The sequence below is a fragment of the Marisediminitalea oceani genome (assembly GCF_003731635.1).
GTDB lineage: Bacteria > Pseudomonadota > Gammaproteobacteria > Enterobacterales > Alteromonadaceae > Alteromonas > Alteromonas oceani.
Genome location: NZ_RCUA01000020.1, coordinates 180,626 through 201,096 on the forward strand (window position 1 = coordinate 180,626; position 20,471 = coordinate 201,096).

The 20,471-nt window shown below is 49.3% G+C and carries 17 protein-coding genes; 7 read left to right on the forward strand and 10 right to left on the reverse strand.

The window, feature by feature from the left end; genetic code table 11:
- Positions 1 to 19: 19 nt before the first annotated feature.
- Together D9T21_RS07570 and hldE are read right to left on the reverse strand one after the other, a co-directional pair.
- Positions 20 to 1,114 carry an XrtA/PEP-CTERM system-associated ATPase gene (locus D9T21_RS07570; RefSeq protein WP_123324426.1) on the reverse strand — a complete coding sequence of 365 codons (1,095 nt, stop codon included), beginning with the start codon at positions 1,112 to 1,114 and terminating at the stop codon, positions 20 to 22.
- 107 nt (positions 1,115 to 1,221) lie between these two features.
- Positions 1,222 to 2,658 (reverse strand): bifunctional D-glycero-beta-D-manno-heptose-7-phosphate kinase/D-glycero-beta-D-manno-heptose 1-phosphate adenylyltransferase HldE, encoded by a 1,437-nt coding sequence (gene hldE / locus D9T21_RS07575; protein ID WP_123324462.1) that lies wholly within the window; start codon positions 2,656 to 2,658, stop codon positions 1,222 to 1,224.
- 64 nt (positions 2,659 to 2,722) lie between these two features.
- Between hldE and D9T21_RS07580 the strand changes: the two genes are divergently transcribed.
- On the forward strand, positions 2,723 to 3,046 hold the full coding sequence (locus tag D9T21_RS07580; RefSeq protein ID WP_123324427.1) for a GIY-YIG nuclease family protein: 324 nt from the start codon (positions 2,723 to 2,725) through the stop codon (positions 3,044 to 3,046).
- Here D9T21_RS07580 and D9T21_RS07585 read toward each other — a convergent pair.
- Positions 3,015 to 3,929: a DUF350 domain-containing protein gene (locus D9T21_RS07585; RefSeq protein WP_123324428.1), complete on the reverse strand. Its 915-nt coding sequence runs from the start codon at positions 3,927 to 3,929 to the stop codon at positions 3,015 to 3,017. The two genes, D9T21_RS07580 and D9T21_RS07585, sit on opposite strands and share 32 nt — an antisense overlap.
- A gap of 134 nt (positions 3,930 to 4,063) precedes the next feature.
- On the opposite strand from D9T21_RS07585, the gene glnE reads away from it, so the two are divergent.
- Positions 4,064 to 6,946 carry a bifunctional [glutamate--ammonia ligase]-adenylyl-L-tyrosine phosphorylase/[glutamate--ammonia-ligase] adenylyltransferase gene (gene glnE, locus D9T21_RS07590; protein ID WP_123324429.1) on the forward strand — a complete coding sequence of 961 codons (2,883 nt, stop codon included), beginning with the start codon at positions 4,064 to 4,066 and terminating at the stop codon, positions 6,944 to 6,946.
- An 8-nt stretch (positions 6,947 to 6,954) separates the two neighbouring features.
- On the opposite strand, the gene D9T21_RS07595 is transcribed toward glnE, so the two are convergent.
- The 6 genes from D9T21_RS07595 to D9T21_RS07620 form a co-directional block, all read right to left on the reverse strand.
- On the reverse strand, positions 6,955 to 7,569 hold the full coding sequence (locus tag D9T21_RS07595) for a TcpQ domain-containing protein (RefSeq protein WP_123324430.1): 615 nt from the start codon (positions 7,567 to 7,569) through the stop codon (positions 6,955 to 6,957).
- Positions 7,570 to 7,677: 108 nt separating this feature from the next.
- Entirely contained in the window at positions 7,678 to 8,607 is a 930-nt protein-coding gene (lpxL, locus tag D9T21_RS07600; protein ID WP_123324431.1) for an LpxL/LpxP family Kdo(2)-lipid IV(A) lauroyl/palmitoleoyl acyltransferase, read from the reverse strand.
- A gap of 141 nt (positions 8,608 to 8,748) precedes the next feature.
- Positions 8,749 to 9,006, reverse strand: coding sequence for a DUF3081 family protein (locus tag D9T21_RS07605; RefSeq protein WP_123324432.1), 258 nt, complete (start codon positions 9,004 to 9,006; stop codon positions 8,749 to 8,751).
- A gap of 86 nt (positions 9,007 to 9,092) precedes the next feature.
- The gene (locus D9T21_RS07610; protein ID WP_164464608.1) at positions 9,093 to 9,671 is read right to left on the reverse strand and encodes an outer membrane beta-barrel protein; all 579 of its coding nucleotides are present in this window, start codon (positions 9,669 to 9,671) and stop codon (positions 9,093 to 9,095) included.
- Between the two features lie 21 nt (positions 9,672 to 9,692).
- Positions 9,693 to 10,901, reverse strand: a complete 1,209-nt coding sequence (locus D9T21_RS07615) for a TonB-dependent receptor (RefSeq protein ID WP_241155658.1) — start codon at positions 10,899 to 10,901, stop codon at positions 9,693 to 9,695.
- Between the two features lies 1 nt (position 10,902).
- Entirely contained in the window at positions 10,903 to 11,700 is a 798-nt protein-coding gene (locus D9T21_RS07620; RefSeq protein WP_123324434.1) for an outer membrane lipoprotein-sorting protein, read from the reverse strand.
- A gap of 362 nt (positions 11,701 to 12,062) precedes the next feature.
- On the opposite strand from D9T21_RS07620, the gene D9T21_RS07625 reads away from it, so the two are divergent.
- The 5 genes from D9T21_RS07625 to D9T21_RS23105 all read left to right on the forward strand — a co-directional run bounded on the left by D9T21_RS07625 (position 12,063) and on the right by D9T21_RS23105 (position 19,012).
- Positions 12,063 to 14,303: an acyl-CoA dehydrogenase gene (locus tag D9T21_RS07625; RefSeq protein WP_123324435.1), complete on the forward strand. Its 2,241-nt coding sequence runs from the start codon at positions 12,063 to 12,065 to the stop codon at positions 14,301 to 14,303.
- Positions 14,304 to 14,516: 213 nt separating this feature from the next.
- Entirely contained in the window at positions 14,517 to 16,535 is a 2,019-nt protein-coding gene (locus D9T21_RS07630) for a putative bifunctional diguanylate cyclase/phosphodiesterase (RefSeq protein ID WP_123324436.1), read from the forward strand.
- 8 nt (positions 16,536 to 16,543) lie between these two features.
- A complete protein-coding gene (locus tag D9T21_RS07635) occupies positions 16,544 to 17,143 on the forward strand; it encodes a thymidine kinase (RefSeq protein WP_123324437.1) in 600 nt (199 codons plus the stop codon).
- A gap of 77 nt (positions 17,144 to 17,220) precedes the next feature.
- Entirely contained in the window at positions 17,221 to 18,813 is a 1,593-nt protein-coding gene (locus D9T21_RS07640) for a serine hydrolase (protein ID WP_123324438.1), read from the forward strand.
- A 70-nt stretch (positions 18,814 to 18,883) separates the two neighbouring features.
- Positions 18,884 to 19,012, forward strand: coding sequence for a hypothetical protein (locus D9T21_RS23105; RefSeq protein WP_277423853.1), 129 nt, complete (start codon positions 18,884 to 18,886; stop codon positions 19,010 to 19,012).
- 52 nt (positions 19,013 to 19,064) lie between these two features.
- On the opposite strand, the gene D9T21_RS07645 is transcribed toward D9T21_RS23105, so the two are convergent.
- Positions 19,065 to 20,336 carry an NHL repeat-containing protein gene (locus D9T21_RS07645; protein ID WP_123324439.1) on the reverse strand — a complete coding sequence of 424 codons (1,272 nt, stop codon included), beginning with the start codon at positions 20,334 to 20,336 and terminating at the stop codon, positions 19,065 to 19,067.
- Positions 20,337 to 20,471 lie beyond the last annotated feature (135 nt).

Consider the following 20,471-nt stretch of genomic DNA (forward strand, 5'->3'; position numbering starts at 1 on the left):
TTACGGGCTTTTTTATTAATTAATCATCCGACTTGAGTCGCACATACGTCCGGTACTTTTTCTTCAGCAGCTTGTCGATGTATTGAGTCAGCTTAATCTTGTGGCTGATGGCATCGTCCAGAGCATCTACCAACTCCCCTAACATCGCTTTGTAATACTCAGCGTCCTTCACTTCGTTTCCGTTAGGCGTAATGAGTCGCTGACGAGGAACACTTTCCGAAGCCTCCTGACTATTATCCGGAGCGTCTTGCGACACTTCCTCGCTGACCTCTTCATCCTCTTTTACTTCCGGAGCGTCTGGCACAAACATTTCTTCTCGTACCTCGTCGATAACCGAATCGACGGCTTGCTCATCGAGAACTTCCAGTTCTTCAAGGAAGCCGAATAACAGGATACGGTCCATCAGCGTATTGATCTTACGCGGTACGCCGCGGGTAAACTTGTAGATGTGTTCATAAGCATCACTGGAGAACAGCTGAGATCCATTCCAACCAGCATGCTGCAGACGATATTCAATGTATGACTGCACCTCTTCCAGCGTCAGTGGTGCCAGATGGCAGGAGGCCACAATCCGCTGGCGAAATTGTTCCATATTGGGCGCCCGCAGTATCGGCTGAAGCTCTTCCTGCCCTAATAGAAAGCTCTGTAGTAATGGCTTTCCGGCTTGCTGGAAATTCGACAACATCCGTAATTCTTCGATGGTCTCCAGCGGCAGGTTCTGAGCCTCATCCACCAGCAACAGAGCGCGACGGCCTTGGGCACTGAGAGCAAACAGGTAACCTTCCAAATCTTTAAGAATGTCGGCTTTGGTTTTGCCGGCCACATCAATTTCAAACTTGGCCGCCACCATTTTCACCAGTTCATCCGGGGACAGCTTGGGCGTAACAATTTGCGCCGCGACAATATCGTCTTCGATATCAGCCAGCAAACTGTTGGCAATCGTAGTTTTGCCGGTACCAATGTCGCCGGTGATCACAATAAAGCCTTCAGCCTGAGATAATCCATACTGTAAATAGGACATCGCACGCTTATGCCATTTACTGGCAAAGAAAAATGCGGGATCCGGGGTCAACTGAAAAGGCTTGGAGTTAAGTCCGTAATAACTTTCGTACATGTAATGCTTCTACCGCTGTTATTGCGCCCGCGCCTTATGCGCCCAACGCGTTTTCCCTAGCTTATCCTAAAGCGCCAAAGTGTGCATTAAATCAACACTGAAAATCGTCAGGATTTACCATAACTTTGTTGCTTTACAATTGTCTCAATAATGCCAGTGGTGGAGACCCCTTCTTCGAAGTGCAATACCTTCACCACACCGCCATTATCCAGCACTTCCCTGCCGCCAGCGATCTCATCAACCTTATAATCGCCGCCTTTAACCAGCACATCCGGTAAAATTCCGGCAATAAGACGTTGTGGAGTTTCCTCACTGAAAGGCACAACCCAGTCAACTGCGCTCAATCCGGCAAGCACCGCCATGCGACGTTGTACCGGATTAACGGGTCGCCCCGGACCTTTTAATGCCTGTACCGATGCATCGGTATTCACCGCAACAATCAACCGATCGCCCAACTTGGCTGCGGCATCCAGATAAGACACATGACCGGCATGTAAAATATCAAAGCAACCATTGGTCATGACTACTTTTTCGCCGCGCTGTTTGGCCGCCGATACGGCAAGGGCCAGCTGTTCCTCTGTCATCACACCGCCATCCGGATGATTGTGCTGACCGGCAGCCACTGCAAGCTCGGTGGTTGTAACCGTTGATGTGCCTAATTTACCCACCACTATACTGGCGGCAAGATTTGCCATTACGCAAGACTGTTGCAGGCTCTCTCCCGCCGCGATGCAAGCTGCCAGTGTCGAGATGACCGTATCACCGGCACCGGTGACATCAAACACTTCCTTGGCTTTGGCTGGTAGGTGAAACTCGGTTTCACCTGGAGTAAACAACGTCATCCCCTGTTCGGAACGAGTAACCAGTAACGCATCCAGTGCCAGTTCTGAACAAAGCTTACTAGCCAGTTCCACCAGTTGCTGCTCGCTTTTTACTTCGCCCATAACGGCGGTAAATTCAGCCATGTTAGGCGTGATAAGCGTAGCGCCATGATATTTTTTGAAATCGGTCCCTTTGGGATCTACCACTACCGGTTTATTTTCGGCGTTGGCGAGCTCAATGAGGCGCGCAGGGTTACTTAGCGCACCTTTGGCGTAATCAGACAGGATCACCAAATCATGTTCAGCCAGGGCTGCGGTGAACTGGCTTTCCAGCGATGTTTTATCCACATCGGCAAAAGAGCGTTCAAAGTCCATTCTCAGCAATTGCTGATTACGGCTCATGACTCTGAGTTTGGTGATAGTATCGAAACCGTCACAGCGGCTGAAATGACAATCAATACCATAGCCGAGCAGCCGTTTTTCCAGTGCATCCGCATTTGCATCGTTACCGGTCATCCCCAAAAGAGTGACTTTAGCCCCCAGTGAAGATAAGTTAATCGCCACGTTGGCTGCGCCACCGGGGCGGTCTTCCGCGTCGTTAATGTTAACCACCGGTACCGGTGCCTCAGGTGATACCCTTGCCGTTGCACCGCTCCAGTAGCGATCCAACATTACATCACCAACAACTAATACTTTGATTTGACTAAAATTCGGGAGTGCCATTTCTGTCTTTTTCGATACACTAATGGCGGGATTATAACAGTGATCAGACACGAAGAGCCAACTCATGACCCCGTGGTACGTATATTTACTTAAAACCGCCAGTAATACTTTGTATACCGGCATTACCACCGACCCTAAAAGGCGTATGCGGCAACACAGTGGCGCAATTAAAGGTGGGGCTAAGGCGCTGCGAGGCAAAACACCACTTTCCTTTTATTGCATTTTTGAGGTGAACGATAAATCTCAGGCGCTCAGACTGGAGGCCTGGATAAAGCAGCGCAACCGGCAAGCTAAAGAAGCGTTGGTCAGAACAGAAAGCGAATTACCTGTGCCGGCAACCCGCCTGACCAACGAGGCTATCCGGCAGATGAACTCAGCACACTGCTAATAATCATAGCCAGGCCGATACTGAGCGTGAGCTCCACGGCGGCAACGCCCACATTATGTTGTTCATCCACTTCTTTCTGGTAATTAATACCATTTAAGATGGCACGCTTGCTGAACGCAACCAGGATCCACAATAACAGAGACAACACTACGCTAGTCAATAACCAGCCGGTTACATTACTCACATAGCCTTCCGGGCTGTAGCTCAACAGGGCCCCGGCAGAAGACACCACAATCGCTGTGCCCAACAGGTTGCCGGCATGCTGCACAGCTAGTGCTAACTGACCGGTATCCAGCGCACTCTGGAAGGAGTGATTCTGGTTTTGCATGGCATAGCGCATTTCATAAATTCGGGTCATGATCAGCAGGATGGTCAGTACCACCAGAAACCCTGTAACAATCGCAATCATTGCATTTACATCGCTGCCGTCGACCCACACCATTATGCTACGTAAGATAATGGCACTGGATACCAGGCTGGAGGCATCCACCAGCGCAACACTTACATTTCGATCGCTAATTTTATGCTGGGTATCCACGGCATCGAGTACGATTTTATCATGGGCAAATCGGCCCATCTTAACCAATAAAATACCAATAATGCCAAAAATCACCATGCCTATAGCGGCTTGCTCATACCCCTGCCCTACATGACGGCCAACTACCGAGCTGAGAACCAGACAAAGCGACAACATACCGCCGGCAACGCTTATTCCAAAAGCAAAGTTATCCTTAACGCCTAACTCGTCACTCACCGAGACTTTGGCCCGGGAGCGGGACAGCCATTTCATAACGAGCAATAACAACAGCGCCAGCCCCACATCAATTGCTACATACACCCATAAATCCCGGGCCAGTGGCACCAGCTTGACCAATGTCTCCATTTACACCTCTAATTTGTGTTCATAATTGGTGTGATACCTCCGGGTTAATCAGCGCTGAGTTTCCACTCATAACACTGGAGGCAAGGCCACCTTTGTGCCAGACTCACACTCACAACACACTATCCTAAGTTAATATGTCTACGGAAAAAACAATAAACGGGATTATTCAACAACATGCTGACGAAAACTGGCAAAAACTGCAGGATAGCGATTATCCGGCAGAATGGTTAAACCAGCATCAGGAAGCCATCACGGAGATTTTGGGGCTAAGCCCTTTTGTTGCCGAGATCGCACTGACCAAACCCGACGTGTTTACCCGAATTGTTAGGCATCAGTGGCATAAACAGGTTGATATTGACCAGGTTTGCAGCGAGTTTGAAACCCGCCTCACGGAGGTCGACAGTGAAGAAAAGCTGTTGGTCGCCCTGCGTCTGTTCCGGGCCGAGCAAATGGCAGCCCTCGCCTGGCGGGATCTCACTAACCAGCAATCTATTCAGACCTCCCTGACCCAAACCAGCAAACTGGCTGACACACTAATTATGGCCGCGTACAACTGGCTTTATCAGGCACACTCGGCGCGCTACGGGGTGCCGCAGGGCCCTGATGGTCCTCAACCTATGTTGATCCTGGGGATGGGTAAGCTGGGCGGCAAGGAACTCAACTTTTCCAGCGATATCGACCTTATCTTTTCGTATCCGTATAAGGGCGAAACCGATCATCCCCGTAAACCCATCGAGAATCAGCAGTTTTTTACCAAGCTTGCGCAACGACTCATTGCCGCTTTGAATAAAACCACACCTTTAGGCCAGGTCTTCAGAGTAGACATGCGTTTACGTCCCTTTGGCGACAGCGGTCCGCTGGTGGCGCATTTCGGAGCACTGGAGGATTATTACCAGGATCAGGGCCGCCAATGGGAACGCTACGCCATGATTAAGGCACGTATCCTCAACCCTGAATCCCGCTATGCCAGCCAGCTGGAAGCCATACTGGCGCCCTTTATTTACCGACGTTACCTGGATTTCACTACCATCGACGCCATTCGCGACATGAAACGGTTGATCAGCAAGGAGCTGCGCCGGCGCCGCTTAACCGGCAATATCAAGCTGGGTGCCGGAGGTATTCGTGAGGTGGAATTTTTCGCCCAGAGCTTTCAGCTTATCCACGGTGGGCGCGAAACAACACTACAATCACGGGAATTACACCCGGTACTAACCCGCCTGGCGGAATTACAGATTATCGAATCCCAGGCAATCAACCAGCTGTTGGAAGATTATTATTTTCTGCGCAAGGCAGAGCATACCCTGCAGCAATTTAATGACGAGCAGACCCAGCTGTTACCCGAAAATAGCTGGACGCAGGCAGTCATAGCAAAGGTCATGGCGTTCCCTGATTACCAAACCTTCTTATCCGCCCTGATGGTGGTGATGGAGCGGGTTCATGAGCAGTTTAATCAGTTAGTATCCGAACCCGGTGACGAGCAACAGGAGCAGGACTCACTGTTCAGCCGATGCAAAGATGCCTGGTTGCTGGAAGTATCCGAAAACGAGTTTTGTGACTTGCTAAGCGATACCCTCGATGAGAGCTCCGCTATGGTGCTGTTTGAACAACTGAGAGATTTCAAAGGACAGCTGAGCCGGCATCGCATCGGTCAGCGCGGCGAAGACACGCTGGGCAAACTCATGCCGGAGATGATTTACTACATGCTCCGCCAATGCCCCACTAACATCACTCAGCTACTACCGCGTCTGATCAGCGTTATTGGCGCCATTACCGGACGTACCACTTATCTCGATTTGTTACATGAGAACCCGGATGTCCTCAAACAGCTTATTAAGCTGTGCGCCCGAAGCGCCTGGATCACCGAACAGATCCGCAGTTTTCCGCTCCTACTTGATGAATTGCTTACGCCACTTTATCTGCAGCAGCAACAAACAAGTTTGCCGGTAGTATACGAAGAGTACAACGATGAACTGCGCCAGAGTCTGTTGCGGGTAGAGCCCGATGACACTGAACTGCTAATGGAGCAGTGGCGCCAGTTTAAGCTTTGCCAGCAGTTGCGCATAGCGGCCAGCGACATCTCGGGCTCGTTGCCCATTGCTAAAGTCAGCGATAAGTTAACCGTCCTAGCCGAAGTGTTGCTGCAGGCGGTCTTTAAGTCAGCCTGGCAACAATTAACCGAGAAATTCGGCGCGCCATCGCACCTGCAGCAGGATGAAACCGGCTTTTTAATCGTGGGTTATGGCAAGTTAGGGGGCTATGAGCTGGGTTACGGCTCAGATTTGGATTTGGTATTTATTCATAACGCCCCGCAGGACAGCGAAACCAACGGCGCTAAAAAGGTTTCTGCCCAACAGTTTTATATCAAACTGGCCCAGCGCATCATGCACCTGCTAAATACCCGCACCCTGTCTGGTCAGCTTTACGAAGCCGACTTGCGCTTGCGGCCATCCGGCAACTCCGGTCTGTTGTGTTGTCATTTGAGCGGTTTTGAACACTATCAGGAGCAGGAAGCCTGGACATGGGAGCATCAGGCGCTGGTCAGGGCCCGCAGCATCCTGGGCGATGAGCTACTGCTCGAAGCATTTAAGCAGGTCAGAAACCGGGTATTGCAGCGCCAGCGCGAGTTACCCTCATTGGCAGAGGAAGTGGTTAAGATGCGCCTGAAAATGCGTGACCACCTGCTCGATAATCAGGCCAGCGGCTTGGATCTCAAGCAGTGTGAAGGTGGGATCACCGATATTGAGTTTATGGTGCAATTCTGGGTGCTCGGTTATTCCCATCAGTTCCCTGCACTCACACAATGGCCGGATAACCTGCGCATTATTGAGCATGTCCAGCAAGCCGGACTCATCTCAAAAACCGCGGCTAAGAACCTGCAAAACGCTTACTTAACGTTACGGGACCATTACCATCAGTTAACCCTGGCGGGTGAAAAATTTGCCCACAGTAATGAGGAATTGGAAGCGGTAAGAAAATTTGTTACCACACAGTGGCAACAAACATTTGCTCAGGCCTGAGGACAGCTTTAGCTGCCCACCCGGCTGCATTGCGTGCTCAGATATTCGGTGACTTTTTCAGTCACCACCAGTGAGCGTTGTTTGGGGCAAACGAAGGTTGCCACCTTGCCTTCAAAATTACTGTCGATGGCACTGGCAATTTTTGCCAGTGAACCGGCAACCGTGTTGTCCATCTGGAACTGGTGCTTGATCACAAAATCCTGATTCAAATCCCAGATGACCTGCATGCCTTCCTGCTCAGCATAGGATGAAATCGCTTCGCGCAGCGTGTTCCCAGCCCGGAAAGTCCGGTATTTGTATTCGCCTTCCCAGCGGCTATCCACCGGCTTCAGCGCACTCGACATAGATTGCAGACGATCATCAAGGCTTTGTTCTGAAGGTGTGAGATCAAGCACCATATCAGCCCCTTCAGAACGCTCCGGTTCATTGGCCGTCATTCTGAATTCCCGGTAAAAGTCTGACAAGCCTTTGGCTACAGAGCGCTCTTCCGGCGCGTCTACTGGTGTTGGGGCGGATGTCATATTCATTTGCAGGTGAATAACAATACCCGCCACAATAATCACCGCCAGCGCCAGGCCAAGGTGTTTAGCCCAAAAAAGGGTAGAGGTAGGCTTTTTGTTCATTCAGGCTCTCTGCTTCTCGTCGATAAAACCAGCTACCGCTGATTTACAGCTATCTCGTTAAGTGTACCACTTCTTTTCATGACCACTTTGCTTGGTTATGAACCAACCCTACTTGTATAAAGACGGTGCGTTCGGATCCGGACGGGTTTTAAACCGCTTGTGCATCCACAGGTAACTTTCAGGTTGCTCATTTATAATATCGGCAATGTTTTGATTAAGTAAAGTCAGGGCCGGCACATCCTCAAGTTCTTTTAACTGTGGCATGGGTGGATAAAACTTTACTTTGTAGCCTTTCTCGGCGTACTGGGATGTCACAATCAGCGGCTCACTGTTTGTGCGCCTTATAAACATCATCGTAGCGGTGGTAGTTGCCGTTTCTTTTACGCCTGCAAAGGGCACGAAAATACTTTGATTGCGACCATAATCCTGATCCGGTAAGTAAAGGCAAAGCTCGCCTTGGTCCAGGGCTGCTATCAACGCCCGGGCATTGCGCTTGTGGATCATATATTTATTCGAGCGGGCCCGGCCGTGATACTGTAAATAGTCCATCAGCGGGTTATTGTGTTTGCGGTAAAAAGCGATGCTCGGATATTTCAATCCTAAAATTCGGCAGGCAAATTCAAGGTTCATGTTGTGCAGCGCCATGCCAAACACGCCTTTGTTGGCCGCCAGAATAGCTTCAACATGTTCAAAGCCTTCAACCGTACCGTGTTTTCTGACCCGCCAATCCGGCCACCACCAGCCCATAGCGGTTTCGTAAACAGCCATCCCGGCTCGCCGGAGGTTGTGTTTTACCAGCTTTTCCTGCGCTTCGGCAGACATCTGCGGATAGCAAAGCTGGATATTACGCCGGGCAACCTTCACCCGGGACTTTGCTAATTTACCCAACAACCAGCCTGTACCGCGACCCAGCCCGCGAATTGCCGGCAAAGGCAACCAGGTAACAACATAAAGCAGGATAACGCCAAGCCAGACCAACCAGTAGCGGGGTCCAAGAAATGCCAATGAAAATTTGGGCGGCTTAATTGCTACAGCCAAGATGATGGTCCTCTGTCACTTTAACGAGCGAACAGAGCAATTGTCTCTGCCGCCAAAATTTGACGGCATTGTAGCTTAAGTCAGTCTTTTTGAATACTTACCGCGCATGCATTACCCACAATGCATGATGCAGAAACTGACTTAATAAGATTTATCGATATTACGCAGCTTCTTTTCAAAAGCGTCAAAGTCGTCGGATTTTTGATAATCAAAGTGGTACTGGTTGTGGAAACCAAATTGCATGGCCACTTTAGCGTCATTAATGAAAAGAGTATAACCATCAAAGTCGGTATACGCCACCACCCCTTCGAGCCGGTACTTTCCCTCGTGTTCTTCGCCTTCCTGGCGGATTTTATCAAACACCCGCAGGACAAATTTTGAATCGATTTCGTTTTTCATAAAAAAGGCACCTCCTGGTTTTTATACCATCGAAAGTGCCTTTTAGATTACAAAGGATTAGTCTTGTATAAGTCCTGTGTCAGACGCTAATTAAAGTTATAGCGCACACCCAATGATACAAAACTGGCATCGAATCCATCTTTACCGCGTAAATATTCGGCTTCCAGGCGGATAAACGTTTTGGTGGCCACATAGTAATCAAAGCCTAAACCAATGATTCCTGCAGCAACGCTTTCATCATAAGCACAAATGGTTTGCGAGCCGGCAGCAGCCACTGCGGCGCCCACCTCACAATTACCACTGCCACTGAGTTCTGCGCTTTGCACGCTAACATTGGCAACGCCCAACCGATAAAACAACTCACCAACCGGATGGGATGCTTTTCCTAACACGCCAAGATAAAGAGCGTCAGACTGCAAGCCGAAATCAGAACCATCGGTTTGGGCATCCACATCGGCCAGTTGATAATAGCCGCCCTCTACATACCACTGCCGGTGGAACTGATGACCTAACACAAGCTTGTAGCTGAAAGCTTCATCCTGAGCTTGTCGGTATTCCAGATCAGAGTATCCGGCTCCAATGACCCCATACATTCGTTCGATAGCGTGGGCCGACTGTGCACTAACCAGTGCCAGCAATCCCCCTAACAGCGATTTCAACTTCATAAACCTTCTCCCGGCTATCATTTAAAAGAAAAACTCAACGTTAATTTCCAGGTGATCGTCGCGGCGTACGACATAGTACGGGTCGGTTGGCGAATCAGCAGAGAAAAAATAGCCATTGATAGTAAATTTCCAGTTATCCGTCATACGGCTGGATGCTTCAACGAAACCGCTGTAGGTGTTGGTATCATCAAGATCCTGAACATAACCGAACAGAACCTGGGTACCGTCCGGATCATTCCACACCCAGCGCAAGCCCACCATTAAATCGTTTTGGGCCGGTGCAAAAAAGCTGTTATCGCGTTCATCGTACTGGTACTCCATTAACCAGCCAATGTCGTACACTGAATCGAAAACTCCCACTGTGGTGTATTCAAAGCCGCCCACTGCAGCATAAAAGGACTGCAGGTCAGTTTTCCGGTGAATGGCTTCAAGCTTGTACAACATAGCACCGTTGACCCACAGTAAATCTGCACCCACCTGCTGCATCTGCTGATAATAAGGTCGTAACAATAAATCGTTAGTTTCGATGGCGCCATCAACCAGTAACAGCGGTTCGCGGTTGGTACCGTCAAAGTAAGAAAGACCTACTTCCCAGTCACCCAGGGTTTGCTGCCAGCGAATGGCGAAATCAATATTTTGCTGCTCGTCTTCCGACTCATAAACAGCATTGTCATTGTTGATTGGCACCAACGGACGCAAACGCCCTTCTTCACCGGCAAAGGTACGCTCACGAAAATAAGGCATCACAAATACGCTAATCGCACCGCTTTCCATCAGATAGGAAGCGCTGACCATGGGCTGGCCGAGTTTTTCTTCGCCATCCACCCGTTCAACAGCATCGGTTTGGTTAATTACGTCAACCAAATGCAGCGACTCGGTCTGGCCCCAGAAAACCTTGCCAATACCAGCTTTAAATTCGTAGGAATCAGCCGCGTGCAGCCACATTAGTTCGCGGATGTCGGCATGAGTTCGTTCATCGTCGTACTGATCAACCCGCATAAAAGGCTTGAAGGTTATCCTGTCATAACCATCATTCCAGTCGTAAAACACCTCTGGTGTCACAGTTAATGAGGTTTGTGCCCGGGCTTGTTCAGGAAAAGCAGCGTCCTGCAGAAAAAAGCGCTGTTCAACGGTGAACACCCCGGAATATTCTACTTCAGCGTTTACAGGATAGCTCTGCGACAGGAGTCCGGTGGCCAGCAGCAGACCCGCAACATTGGTTAGTTTCATATTATCTGGCTCGTTTCAGGCTGTCTTTGTCGAGATCGCTGTCTTTCAGACCGGTTTTAAATTCAATATCGTTAATGTACATGGCGGTACTTTTGCCGGTTTGTTCATTAAACATCTCAGACGTATGCGGACGCCAGTAAGCATCGAGATACAATTCGTAATCGTCCAGGATCAGAGTTTTGAGCAAGTCGCCTTTTTTATCAAAGAAATCCATCTTCAATAAGCGGTAATGCTCTTGATCAATATAGGCAATTTGTTTTGAATAACCGGAATATTTATCCACCGGCGTTTGTTCCACTACAAATACTTCCTGATCGTCAAATTCATCATCGCCGGTGTAGTCGAATTTAAACTTCTCCAGTTCAAAAGACGTCATGTCTTCGTAAGCAAATTCACTGCTCATAAACGGACCGGACTTATTCTGGGTGGCAATTCGCTTGACCCGCTTAACCTTGGGTAAATACATCCACTGATCATCCGGCGTCAGAGTATTCGAAAAACTCAAAAACGCGGCCCCTTTTACATCGGCTGGCGATTCAAACACGGTCAGTGACTTATCGCCCTCATCAGCTCTTTCGAGGGTGTAAACCCGTAATTCACGCTCACTTTCTTTACCCCGGGCATCACGCAATACCATAGTTGTTGATGCCACGGTGTCTTCCCACCCTGAATTACGCGACTTTCTCTCAGTTGCAATGCGCAATCCCTCTGCTTCATCGGCATTTACCGCCGCAGGCCACAGTAGTGACACAGATAACCCGACAAGTAATGAACCAAATACAAGCTTACGTTCCAACATATTGAAATCCTTTATGCTTCTAAAGAGTTATTGGCAGATACTATACTGGTATCGAAAACAAATTACAGTAAGCCTGCACGTTTAAAGCGTTGGCAACCCACTACTCCCCGCGCTACACAGCATGATTACAGGTTTTGTTACCTAACTATAGCCGCCTTAACGGTAAGAACCAGCCCCTAAATTGAACATAAAACCATCAATAGTAACTCCCACCAAGACACCTTTTTATCACCATATTTTTTCACCACACATCAGAAATACAAAAATAAACCATAAAATACATGAGGTTAACAATATATTTGCAATTGAATTTTTTTTCTGTATCATTTGCAAAACCAACTGGTCAGATGAGCGGATGAGTTATGAGTATCAGAACAAGTTTGAAGAAAGTTTTACCTCCAATTTCAATTACAGAACAAGAAGCCCTGGATGCGGGTGATATTTGGTTAGAGTCTTCCATTTACCGTGGAGCCCCTGACATGGAGGCATTGCGAGCAGTTCCTCAAGCCAAGCTGAGTGCCGATGAGCAAGCGTTCATGGACGGACCAGTGAAAGAACTGTTAGGCATGGTGGATGATTTTGAATTAGGTAATTCAAAACATATCCCACAACATATTCTTGATTTTTTGGGTGAGAATCGTTTTTTCTCGATGATCATTCCCAAAAAATTTGGTGGTCTGGAGTTTAGCCCTTATGCCAACTCGACCATCGTATCAACCATTGCAGCCAAAAGTGGCGCACTGGCAGTAACCGTAATGGTGCCTAATTCATTAGGCCCGGGCGAGTTGCTGATGCACTACGGTACTAAAGAGCAGCAGGATTACTGGCTGCCACGCCTGGCCGTAGGTAAAGACATTCCGTGCTTTGCCCTAACCAGCCCTGAAGCAGGTTCAGATGCCGGCGGCATCCCCGATGCAGCAATTGTTACCAAAGGCCAGTTTAACGGCGAAGAAGTGATTGGTCTGCGCGTAAGCTGGGATAAGCGTTATATCACGCTGGCACCTATTGCCACGGTATTGGGTCTGGCCTTTAAAGTATTCGATCCGGATCAGTTACTGGGCGACAAACTGGAACTGGGTATTACCTGTGCGCTACTACCTAAGTCACACCCAGGCGTTGAGTTAGGCAATCGTCACGACCCAATGGGCGTCAGATTCTATAACGGTACTACCCGTGGTCAGGATGTATTCATTCCAATGGACTTTATCATTGGTGGTCAGAAAAACATCGGCCGTGGCTGGCAAATGCTGGTGAGCTGCTTAGGTGCGGGTCGTGGTATTTCACTGCCGGCAATGGGCACCGCTACAGCACAGAGCGCGTTAAAGTCTACTGCCGAGTATGCGTTTGTTCGTGAACAATTCGGCCTGCCTATCGGCCGTTTTGAAGGTATTCAGGAAAAGCTGGCAGAAATCGCCGGTAAAACCTTCCTGTGTGAGTCAATGCGTGTGCTGACTACTGAAGGTCTCGGCGAAGGTCTTAAGCCATCAGTGGTAACCGCTATCGCCAAATATCACATGACCGAAATTGGTCGTCAGGTGATGAACGCAGCGATGGATGTTCAGGCAGGTAAAGCAATCCAGCGCGGCCCGCAAAACACGCTGGCAGCCGGATACTCTGCATTACCTATCGCCATTACGGTGGAAGGCGCGAATATCCTGACCCGTAACCTGATGATCTTTGGTCAGGGGGCAATGCGTTGTCACCCGCACTTAAAAGAGATGGTTGACCTGATCTACAGCGAAGAAAAGTCGGCTGACGCACAGTTTAATAAAGTGCTGCGTAAAACCGTTGGCTTTAGCGTGAAAAATGCTTTCCGCAGTCTGTTCAGCAGCTACCTGCCATTTGTACGTGGCGCGCAGTCAAGTCTGCCGGAAGTGCGCGGTTACGAAAAACGCCTGAATGCGTTATCTGCCAAACTGGCACCTATGGCTGATTTGTCGCTGGCAGTATTGGGCGGCGATCTGAAGAAAGCCGAGTTACTGTCTGCCCGCTTAGGTGACATCATGAGCTACCTGTATGGTGCCATGGCAGCCATTCGTTTTTACGAGCAGCGCATTGAAGATCGTCAGCAGGCTAAGCCTTATTTCGATTATGCAATGCAATGGTCGCTACAGCAGGCCGAACAGGCCCTGGTGAACTTTGTTCGTAACTTCCCGAACACACCAACCCGCGGTCTTATGCGCTTGCTTACCGCAACTTACAGCGGCAGTGTTAGCACCATCAGCGATGATCTGATCCGTGAGCTGTCTATGGCAGCCCTGCAGGACAACAGCGTGAAAGCGCAGTTAACCCACCTGGTGCAGCCAGTTGCAGGCGACGGTAACGACATCAATGAGCAAGCCTTTAAAGCTAAGCACAAAGTGCTGCCGTTACTGGGCAAAGTGCAAAAAGCGCTGCGCAAAGAGCCTGTGGTACCATTCCTGTCGTTTGAGAATGCGCTTAATAAACTACAGGAACGTGGCGTGGTCACAGCTGAAGAAGCCCGCGACCTGCACGACTACAACGAGAAACGTAAACTGGCAGTGCGTGTTGATGAGTTTACCTTTGACCTGGAGCTGATTTCAGCCGAAGCGCCCAGTCAGGAAACCAAAGACGCTGCCTGAGTAACGTCGATCAGCTAATTCAAAGCCGGGCCCTGTGCCCGGCTTTGTTGTTTTTATCAACACAATTTGCCGTATATCTGTCAAATAAGCTTGCATTACTTTTGCTTAAACTCAACACTATAAAACAAACAGCATTTGTAATTTGCGCGGGGAGCGTCTGAATATTTCGGGAAACGGCCCGGAGTAGCCCGCACACTGAGTATTAAACGCAGCATGATCAAGTCACCGCCTTCATCAGCGAGTATCACGACTACCAGAGAAGTTGTCGAATTATTGTACGCCAACCTTTTTACCGGGCTGGTGATGACTATCCTGAGTATCAGCGCCATTACTTTTGGTTTTACCAACCCCGAAATAGCCTCATACAAGTTTTCCCTATGGGCAGGCATGATGTTCCTGTCATTACTGCGCACCTTCGACGGGGCCTACTGGTACCTGCGCCTGCGCAACAGCAACTACCCGCCGCACTGGCCATTGATGCGATTTGTACTGGGCTCTACTCTTTCCGGACTGGTATGGGCATTTTTCTGCGTCAGCCTGTACGAAAGTATGTCATTAATTGAACTGTCTACCACAATGGTCATTGTTGCCGCCATGGCTGGCGGCGCAGCAACCACTCTGGCCTCTCATTTACCGCTGGTGTTGCTGTATACAACGTTACTGCTACTGCCGTTATCGGTTCGCGCCCTGTTCGACAGTGACGAGCAATTTACCCTGCTTGGTGGTTTAGGCACTATGTTTTGGGTAGCCATGTGCAGTGCCGCAGTGAAAGCAAATGACTTCACTAAGCAGGCCATAGCCATCAAGCATGAAAACGAAGAGTTAGTTACCCTGATGCGTCAGGAGCGCAATGAGGTCAGGAGAGTCAACCAGGCACTCCTCGACTCCAACCAGAAACTCGACCATGCCAACAGCAACCTCGAATCTGAAGTGAGCCGTCGAACCAAAGAATTACAGGACATATCCAATCGCGATCCGCTGACTAACTTAATGAACCGCATTGGTTTTATGCATAATTTCAACGCTATTCTGGAGCGCGCGACTCAGGGTAAGTCTTCCATGGCCGTGTTATTCATCGATCTCGACGGCTTTAAACAAATCAACGATAGTCTGGGACACCAGGCCGGCGATGTAGTGTTATCCAAAGTCGCCGCCAAGCTGAGCGAATACTGTGAAGCCAACTGTATTGGCCGCTGGGGCGGCGATGAATTCATTATTATTTTGCCCCATGCCGATGGTGATACCGCCGTTGCCATAGCCCTGGCTATCAAAAGCAGTCTGACCACACTGAATCCTATTCCCAACAGTCCGTTGTCCCTCGACGCCACCATAGGCATTGCCCTGTACCCATTACATGCCGACTCGGCTTCGACTCTGGTGCAATTGGCTGACCTGACCATGTACCACTACAAGCGCACTTCGCCGGGCCTGGTAGGTATTTACACAGAAGCCCTGTACGACAAAATGCACCACGAACAGCAACTTCGCGAGGGCTTGCGCCAGGCTATAGAGAAAAAACAACTGCAGGTGGTCTATCAACCTATTATCGACGCGTCATCAAATCGCTTATGGGCAATTGAGGCACTATTACGCTGGCAGTTTAATGACACCTGGATAAGCCCTGATGAATTCATCCCACTGGCAGAAAAAAGCGGCACCATTCATGATATTGGCGCCTGGGTGTTACACCGGGCATGTATTGATGCCGCCCAATGGGACGATGAATCCTTTGGCGTCTCGGTCAACGTCTCTGTGTTGCAACTGGTCAGTGAAGATTTTGTCGCCTGTGTAGACCGGGCACTGGCCAGTTCAGGTCTTGCCCCGCAGCGTCTGCACCTGGAAGTCACCGAGTCAATTTTTGCCGATGATATGGCAGTACTCACCGCCAATATCAGTGCACTTAAAGCACGGCGGGTAAAGGTTGCTATCGATGATTTTGGTACCGGCTTTTCCTCGCTCAATTTACTCCAGTCACTCGACTTTGATTTGCTGAAAATAGACCGGGCCTTTGTGCAGCAGATGGCTATCAGCAGTGACGCCATCGTGAAAGCAACAGTATTAATGGCCAAAGCGCTTGGCTGTAAAACCGTTGCTGAAGGCGTAGAAACAGAAGAACAGGCCAGCCTGCTCAGACTGCTGGGCGTCGACTGCCTGCAGGGTTATTTATTTGCCCGCCCACTAGAGAAAAAAGCCCTGCAGGAGTGGTACACTAGCTGGCAGGATAATAAGTAGAACAAATTATGGCGCAACTATATTTTTATTACTCGGCAATGAATGCCGGGAAATCAACTTCATTGCTGCAATCGGCATACAACTATCGCGAACGGGGCATGAACCCGCTTATTTTTACCTTTGCGCTGGATAATCGTTTCGGCAGCGGTAAAGTGGCTTCCCGCATTGGTCTGGAAGCCGACGCCAGGCTATACAGCGAAGACGATGATCTGCTCAGCATCATTGGTAAACTGCACAGCGAACATTACGTTGACTGTGTTTTTATTGATGAGGCTCAGTTCTTAACCAAAGCACAGGTATCGCAACTTATTGAGGTGGTGGATGAACTGGATATTCCGGTTCTAGCCTATGGCCTGCGCACCGACTTTTTAGGTGAAACCTTCACCGGTAGTCACTATCTGCTGGCCTGGGCCGATAAGCTTTTTGAACTCAAAACCGTGTGTCATTGTGGCCGCAAAGCCAACTTTGTGGTGCGTATCGACGAAAACGGTGTGGCAGTCACCAGTGGTGCACAGGTAGAAATCGGCGGCAATGACCGCTACGAATCCATGTGCCGTAAACATTTCAAAGCGCTTGTGTGGGACCCTGCCAAAAGCAGCGAAGGATAAGATAGCATTGACAATCGCCGCGCGAGCCTGCAAATTGAATAAATTATTCCAAATTATTCAATTTGCAGGGAATCAATATGTCTGCCATTCGCGCTACCCAACTCCTCGCCGGCCTGGTGCTATTAACCACCACCGCCTGCTCTGCTACGCCTGACAAACCAACCGCCCCGCCTCAGAACACCACTGCGGTAATAGAACAGGCATTAACGGAGTTTTACACCCCGGGTATGGGGGTTGGTATCATTCATCAGGGTGAAGCCATTTATCTTAACGGTGTAGGGCAGCGCAACCTGGCTAACAATTTACCGGTTACTGAAAGCACTTATTTCCGTTTAGCCTCAACGTCCAAAGCCTTTACGGCAGCAGCGCTGGCTATGGCAATCGATGAATTTTCCCTGAGCTGGCAAACCAAAGTCACCGACATCATGCCAGAGTTTCAAATGCAGGATCCCTGGGTAACCCGTGAGTTCACCTTACTGGACCTGTTAACCCACCGTTCCGGGCTCGCCAGCGGAGCAGGCGACAGCATGCTGTGGCCGGAGCCGAGCGGCTTCAGTCGTGAGGAGATTATTCATAACCTGCGCTACCTGACGCCGGTCAGCAGCTTTCGCAGCGAATATGCTTACAGCAACCTGATGTTTATTACAGCCGGTGAAATTGTTGCGCAGCTTTATGGTAAACCCTACGCCTCGGTGATAGAGGAAAAAATCTTTGCACCGTTAGAAATGCAATGCTTCGCCGGCGATTTGAATGACGCAGCCCTGCAAAATGCCGCCATGAGTTACGGTCATAATGATGAGCGCGGTTTATACGCTATCCCTCGTAACGCTATTAACGGCACCGAGTTGGTTTCAGCCGCAGCAGGAGGCATTGTGTGTAACGCAGAGGAGATGCTCAAATGGGTAGCAATGTGGTTGAATGATGGCCAGACAGCTGACGGCGAGACTCTGCTGACCTCTGAGCAGATTGCCTATATGCAAAAAGCCCATATGGTGCTACCGGTATCTACCACTGATGAAGAGTGGGACAACACCAGCCTCAAATCCTACGGACTTGGCTGGCGGTTATCCAATGTGTATGGCCATAAAGTGGTATCGCATACCGGTACTTTGTCAGGCTATCAGGCCTATGTAGCTCTGGTACCCGACCTGGAACTGGGCGTTGTGCTGCTAAACAACGGTTCAAACTATGGTGCCCGCAGTGCCGTAATGCAGCATATTCTTAAAGCTTACATTGCACCGCAGGAAAAAACCAACTGGGTTCAAACCTTAAAAGACTATCAGGCCGAGCGCGAAGCCATTTACCTGGCCAACCATTCTGTGCCTGAAGGAACAGGAGAAGTTATTCTGGATCCACTTGCCTATGCCGGGCAATTCTCGGATCAGTGGTTCGGGCAACTGACCATTGCCATGGTAAACGGCCAGTTGCGGATCCAGTCCGAAAAAATGACCACCTTAACCGGCAGCCTGGAAGCATTTGCTGATCACACGTTTGTGATCCGTTGGGATAACCAGAATGCCGCCAGCGATGCATTTATTCATTTCGATGTGAACACAAAAAGGGAAGTGACCGGTTTCAGCTTGTACCCCTTCACAGACAAGAAAAAGCAGTCTCACGAATACACTGATATGTACTTCAACAAAAATGATTCAGAAAAACTATCAGATTAATCACTATTAATAGATATATTAGACTCAGTTTTACTCATATAGTGTCTGTAACCAATAAGGAGATAGACACATGAGTAAACTAATCAATCAAATCAAACAACGTATCGCGGCTGAAAAACGCGAGGCAGAATCAAACTGTAATTATGCCAATAATTATTATGGCGATCAGCTTTGTAAAAGCTCAGTCAACAAGCGCTAGTAATAACAGCGCAACATGACATTTGATGCAGCGCCCGTCTTAGGGCGCTCTTTTATTCCGGAAATGTTAATTTAACTACTTTCGGTTTGCGGGTCTTGGTATCCCGCCCGACCAGATAAAAATTACCCGCAGCATCCTTGGCCTCGGTGCCAAAAAACAGAAAATCATTCAGCTCTGGCATCGCATAATTAACCGTTGCACCAGATATTTTCTCGTAAATTAACCACTCAGGATCCGCCCCCGAACGACGACTGACCCCCATGACAAACTGTTCACCATCAACCGTGAACAAACTGGGAATATTGGCTTCACCGGCCGGGTTAAACAAACCATGATTTATCAGTTTTTCAGCACCCGATTCATCAGCCTGCACCTGCAGCAGATAACCCTGCCCCAACGTAAAATACACATCACCGTTGCGCATATTGGTATAACCTATAATGCCCCGGTACCGGGTCATATCCTGGCTTTGATAATCGGGTAGCGGATATTCGGTCACCGGATTGAGGTTCTGATCAAATTCAACCAGCATCGCCGAAGGTTCTTCGTTAATGCCACTTTGCGATACTTTGGGCACATAAACATGGCCTTTACCATCAACCAGAAACTGGCGTGACACATGACCAGGCACCGAGCCCACTTCGGTCTTATTAACTTTTGCTGATTGCGTGTCGTACTGATACAACACATGTCCCCAGTAACCCAGCGCATAAACATAGCGGCCATCAGTGTTAACCGCGATTAACGCTTCCGGGGTGGCCAGCAAATGCTCCCATTGTCCGGATTGGGTATTTACCCGCCACAGATGACCACCATAATCAGGCAATCGCACATCTGTCTCACCGGCTTCATCAAAACTGGAAAAGTAAAGATAGCCATCATTGGCAGCAACAATCTGACTGTGAATTTTGCCCTGACTCTGGCTCGCCGGACCTACTCCCTCGCGCTTGAGTTCACTGACCACATCCCCCATCACCGCTGGCTGAGCAGCAGCATTGACCTTCACCAGGTATGCACTTCTGGGATCGCCGTAAGACTCAGCCAGACCCACATAAATATTTCCCGCCGGATCGTTCCCCACCGAACCCCAGGACACATCGGTACGGCCTATGCCCGGTAGCATTACAGGCTCTACTTGCGGTTTTTTAAAGTGACGCTCTGACACCGGTTCGTAATGTCGCTTAACGGGCTTAACAAGTTCAGAACTCAGGGAGGGCTGTGGCATTTCACCCACCGCGGCATCTGAGCCCGGTCCACTACTGAGCCAACCAAATACAACAATCGCGATAACGATAAAGAAAAATAACCCACCGAATAATTTCACTGTTCAAACTCCCTGGCCGTTGATGCCTGACTGGTTGTCGCCTGCAACAAATTATTAAGCTACCAAACCACGTTCGGATTGCCCAGTTAATTCAACGCTTTCAATGCTGGTTCGGGGCTTTTTTGCAGCGCCTTT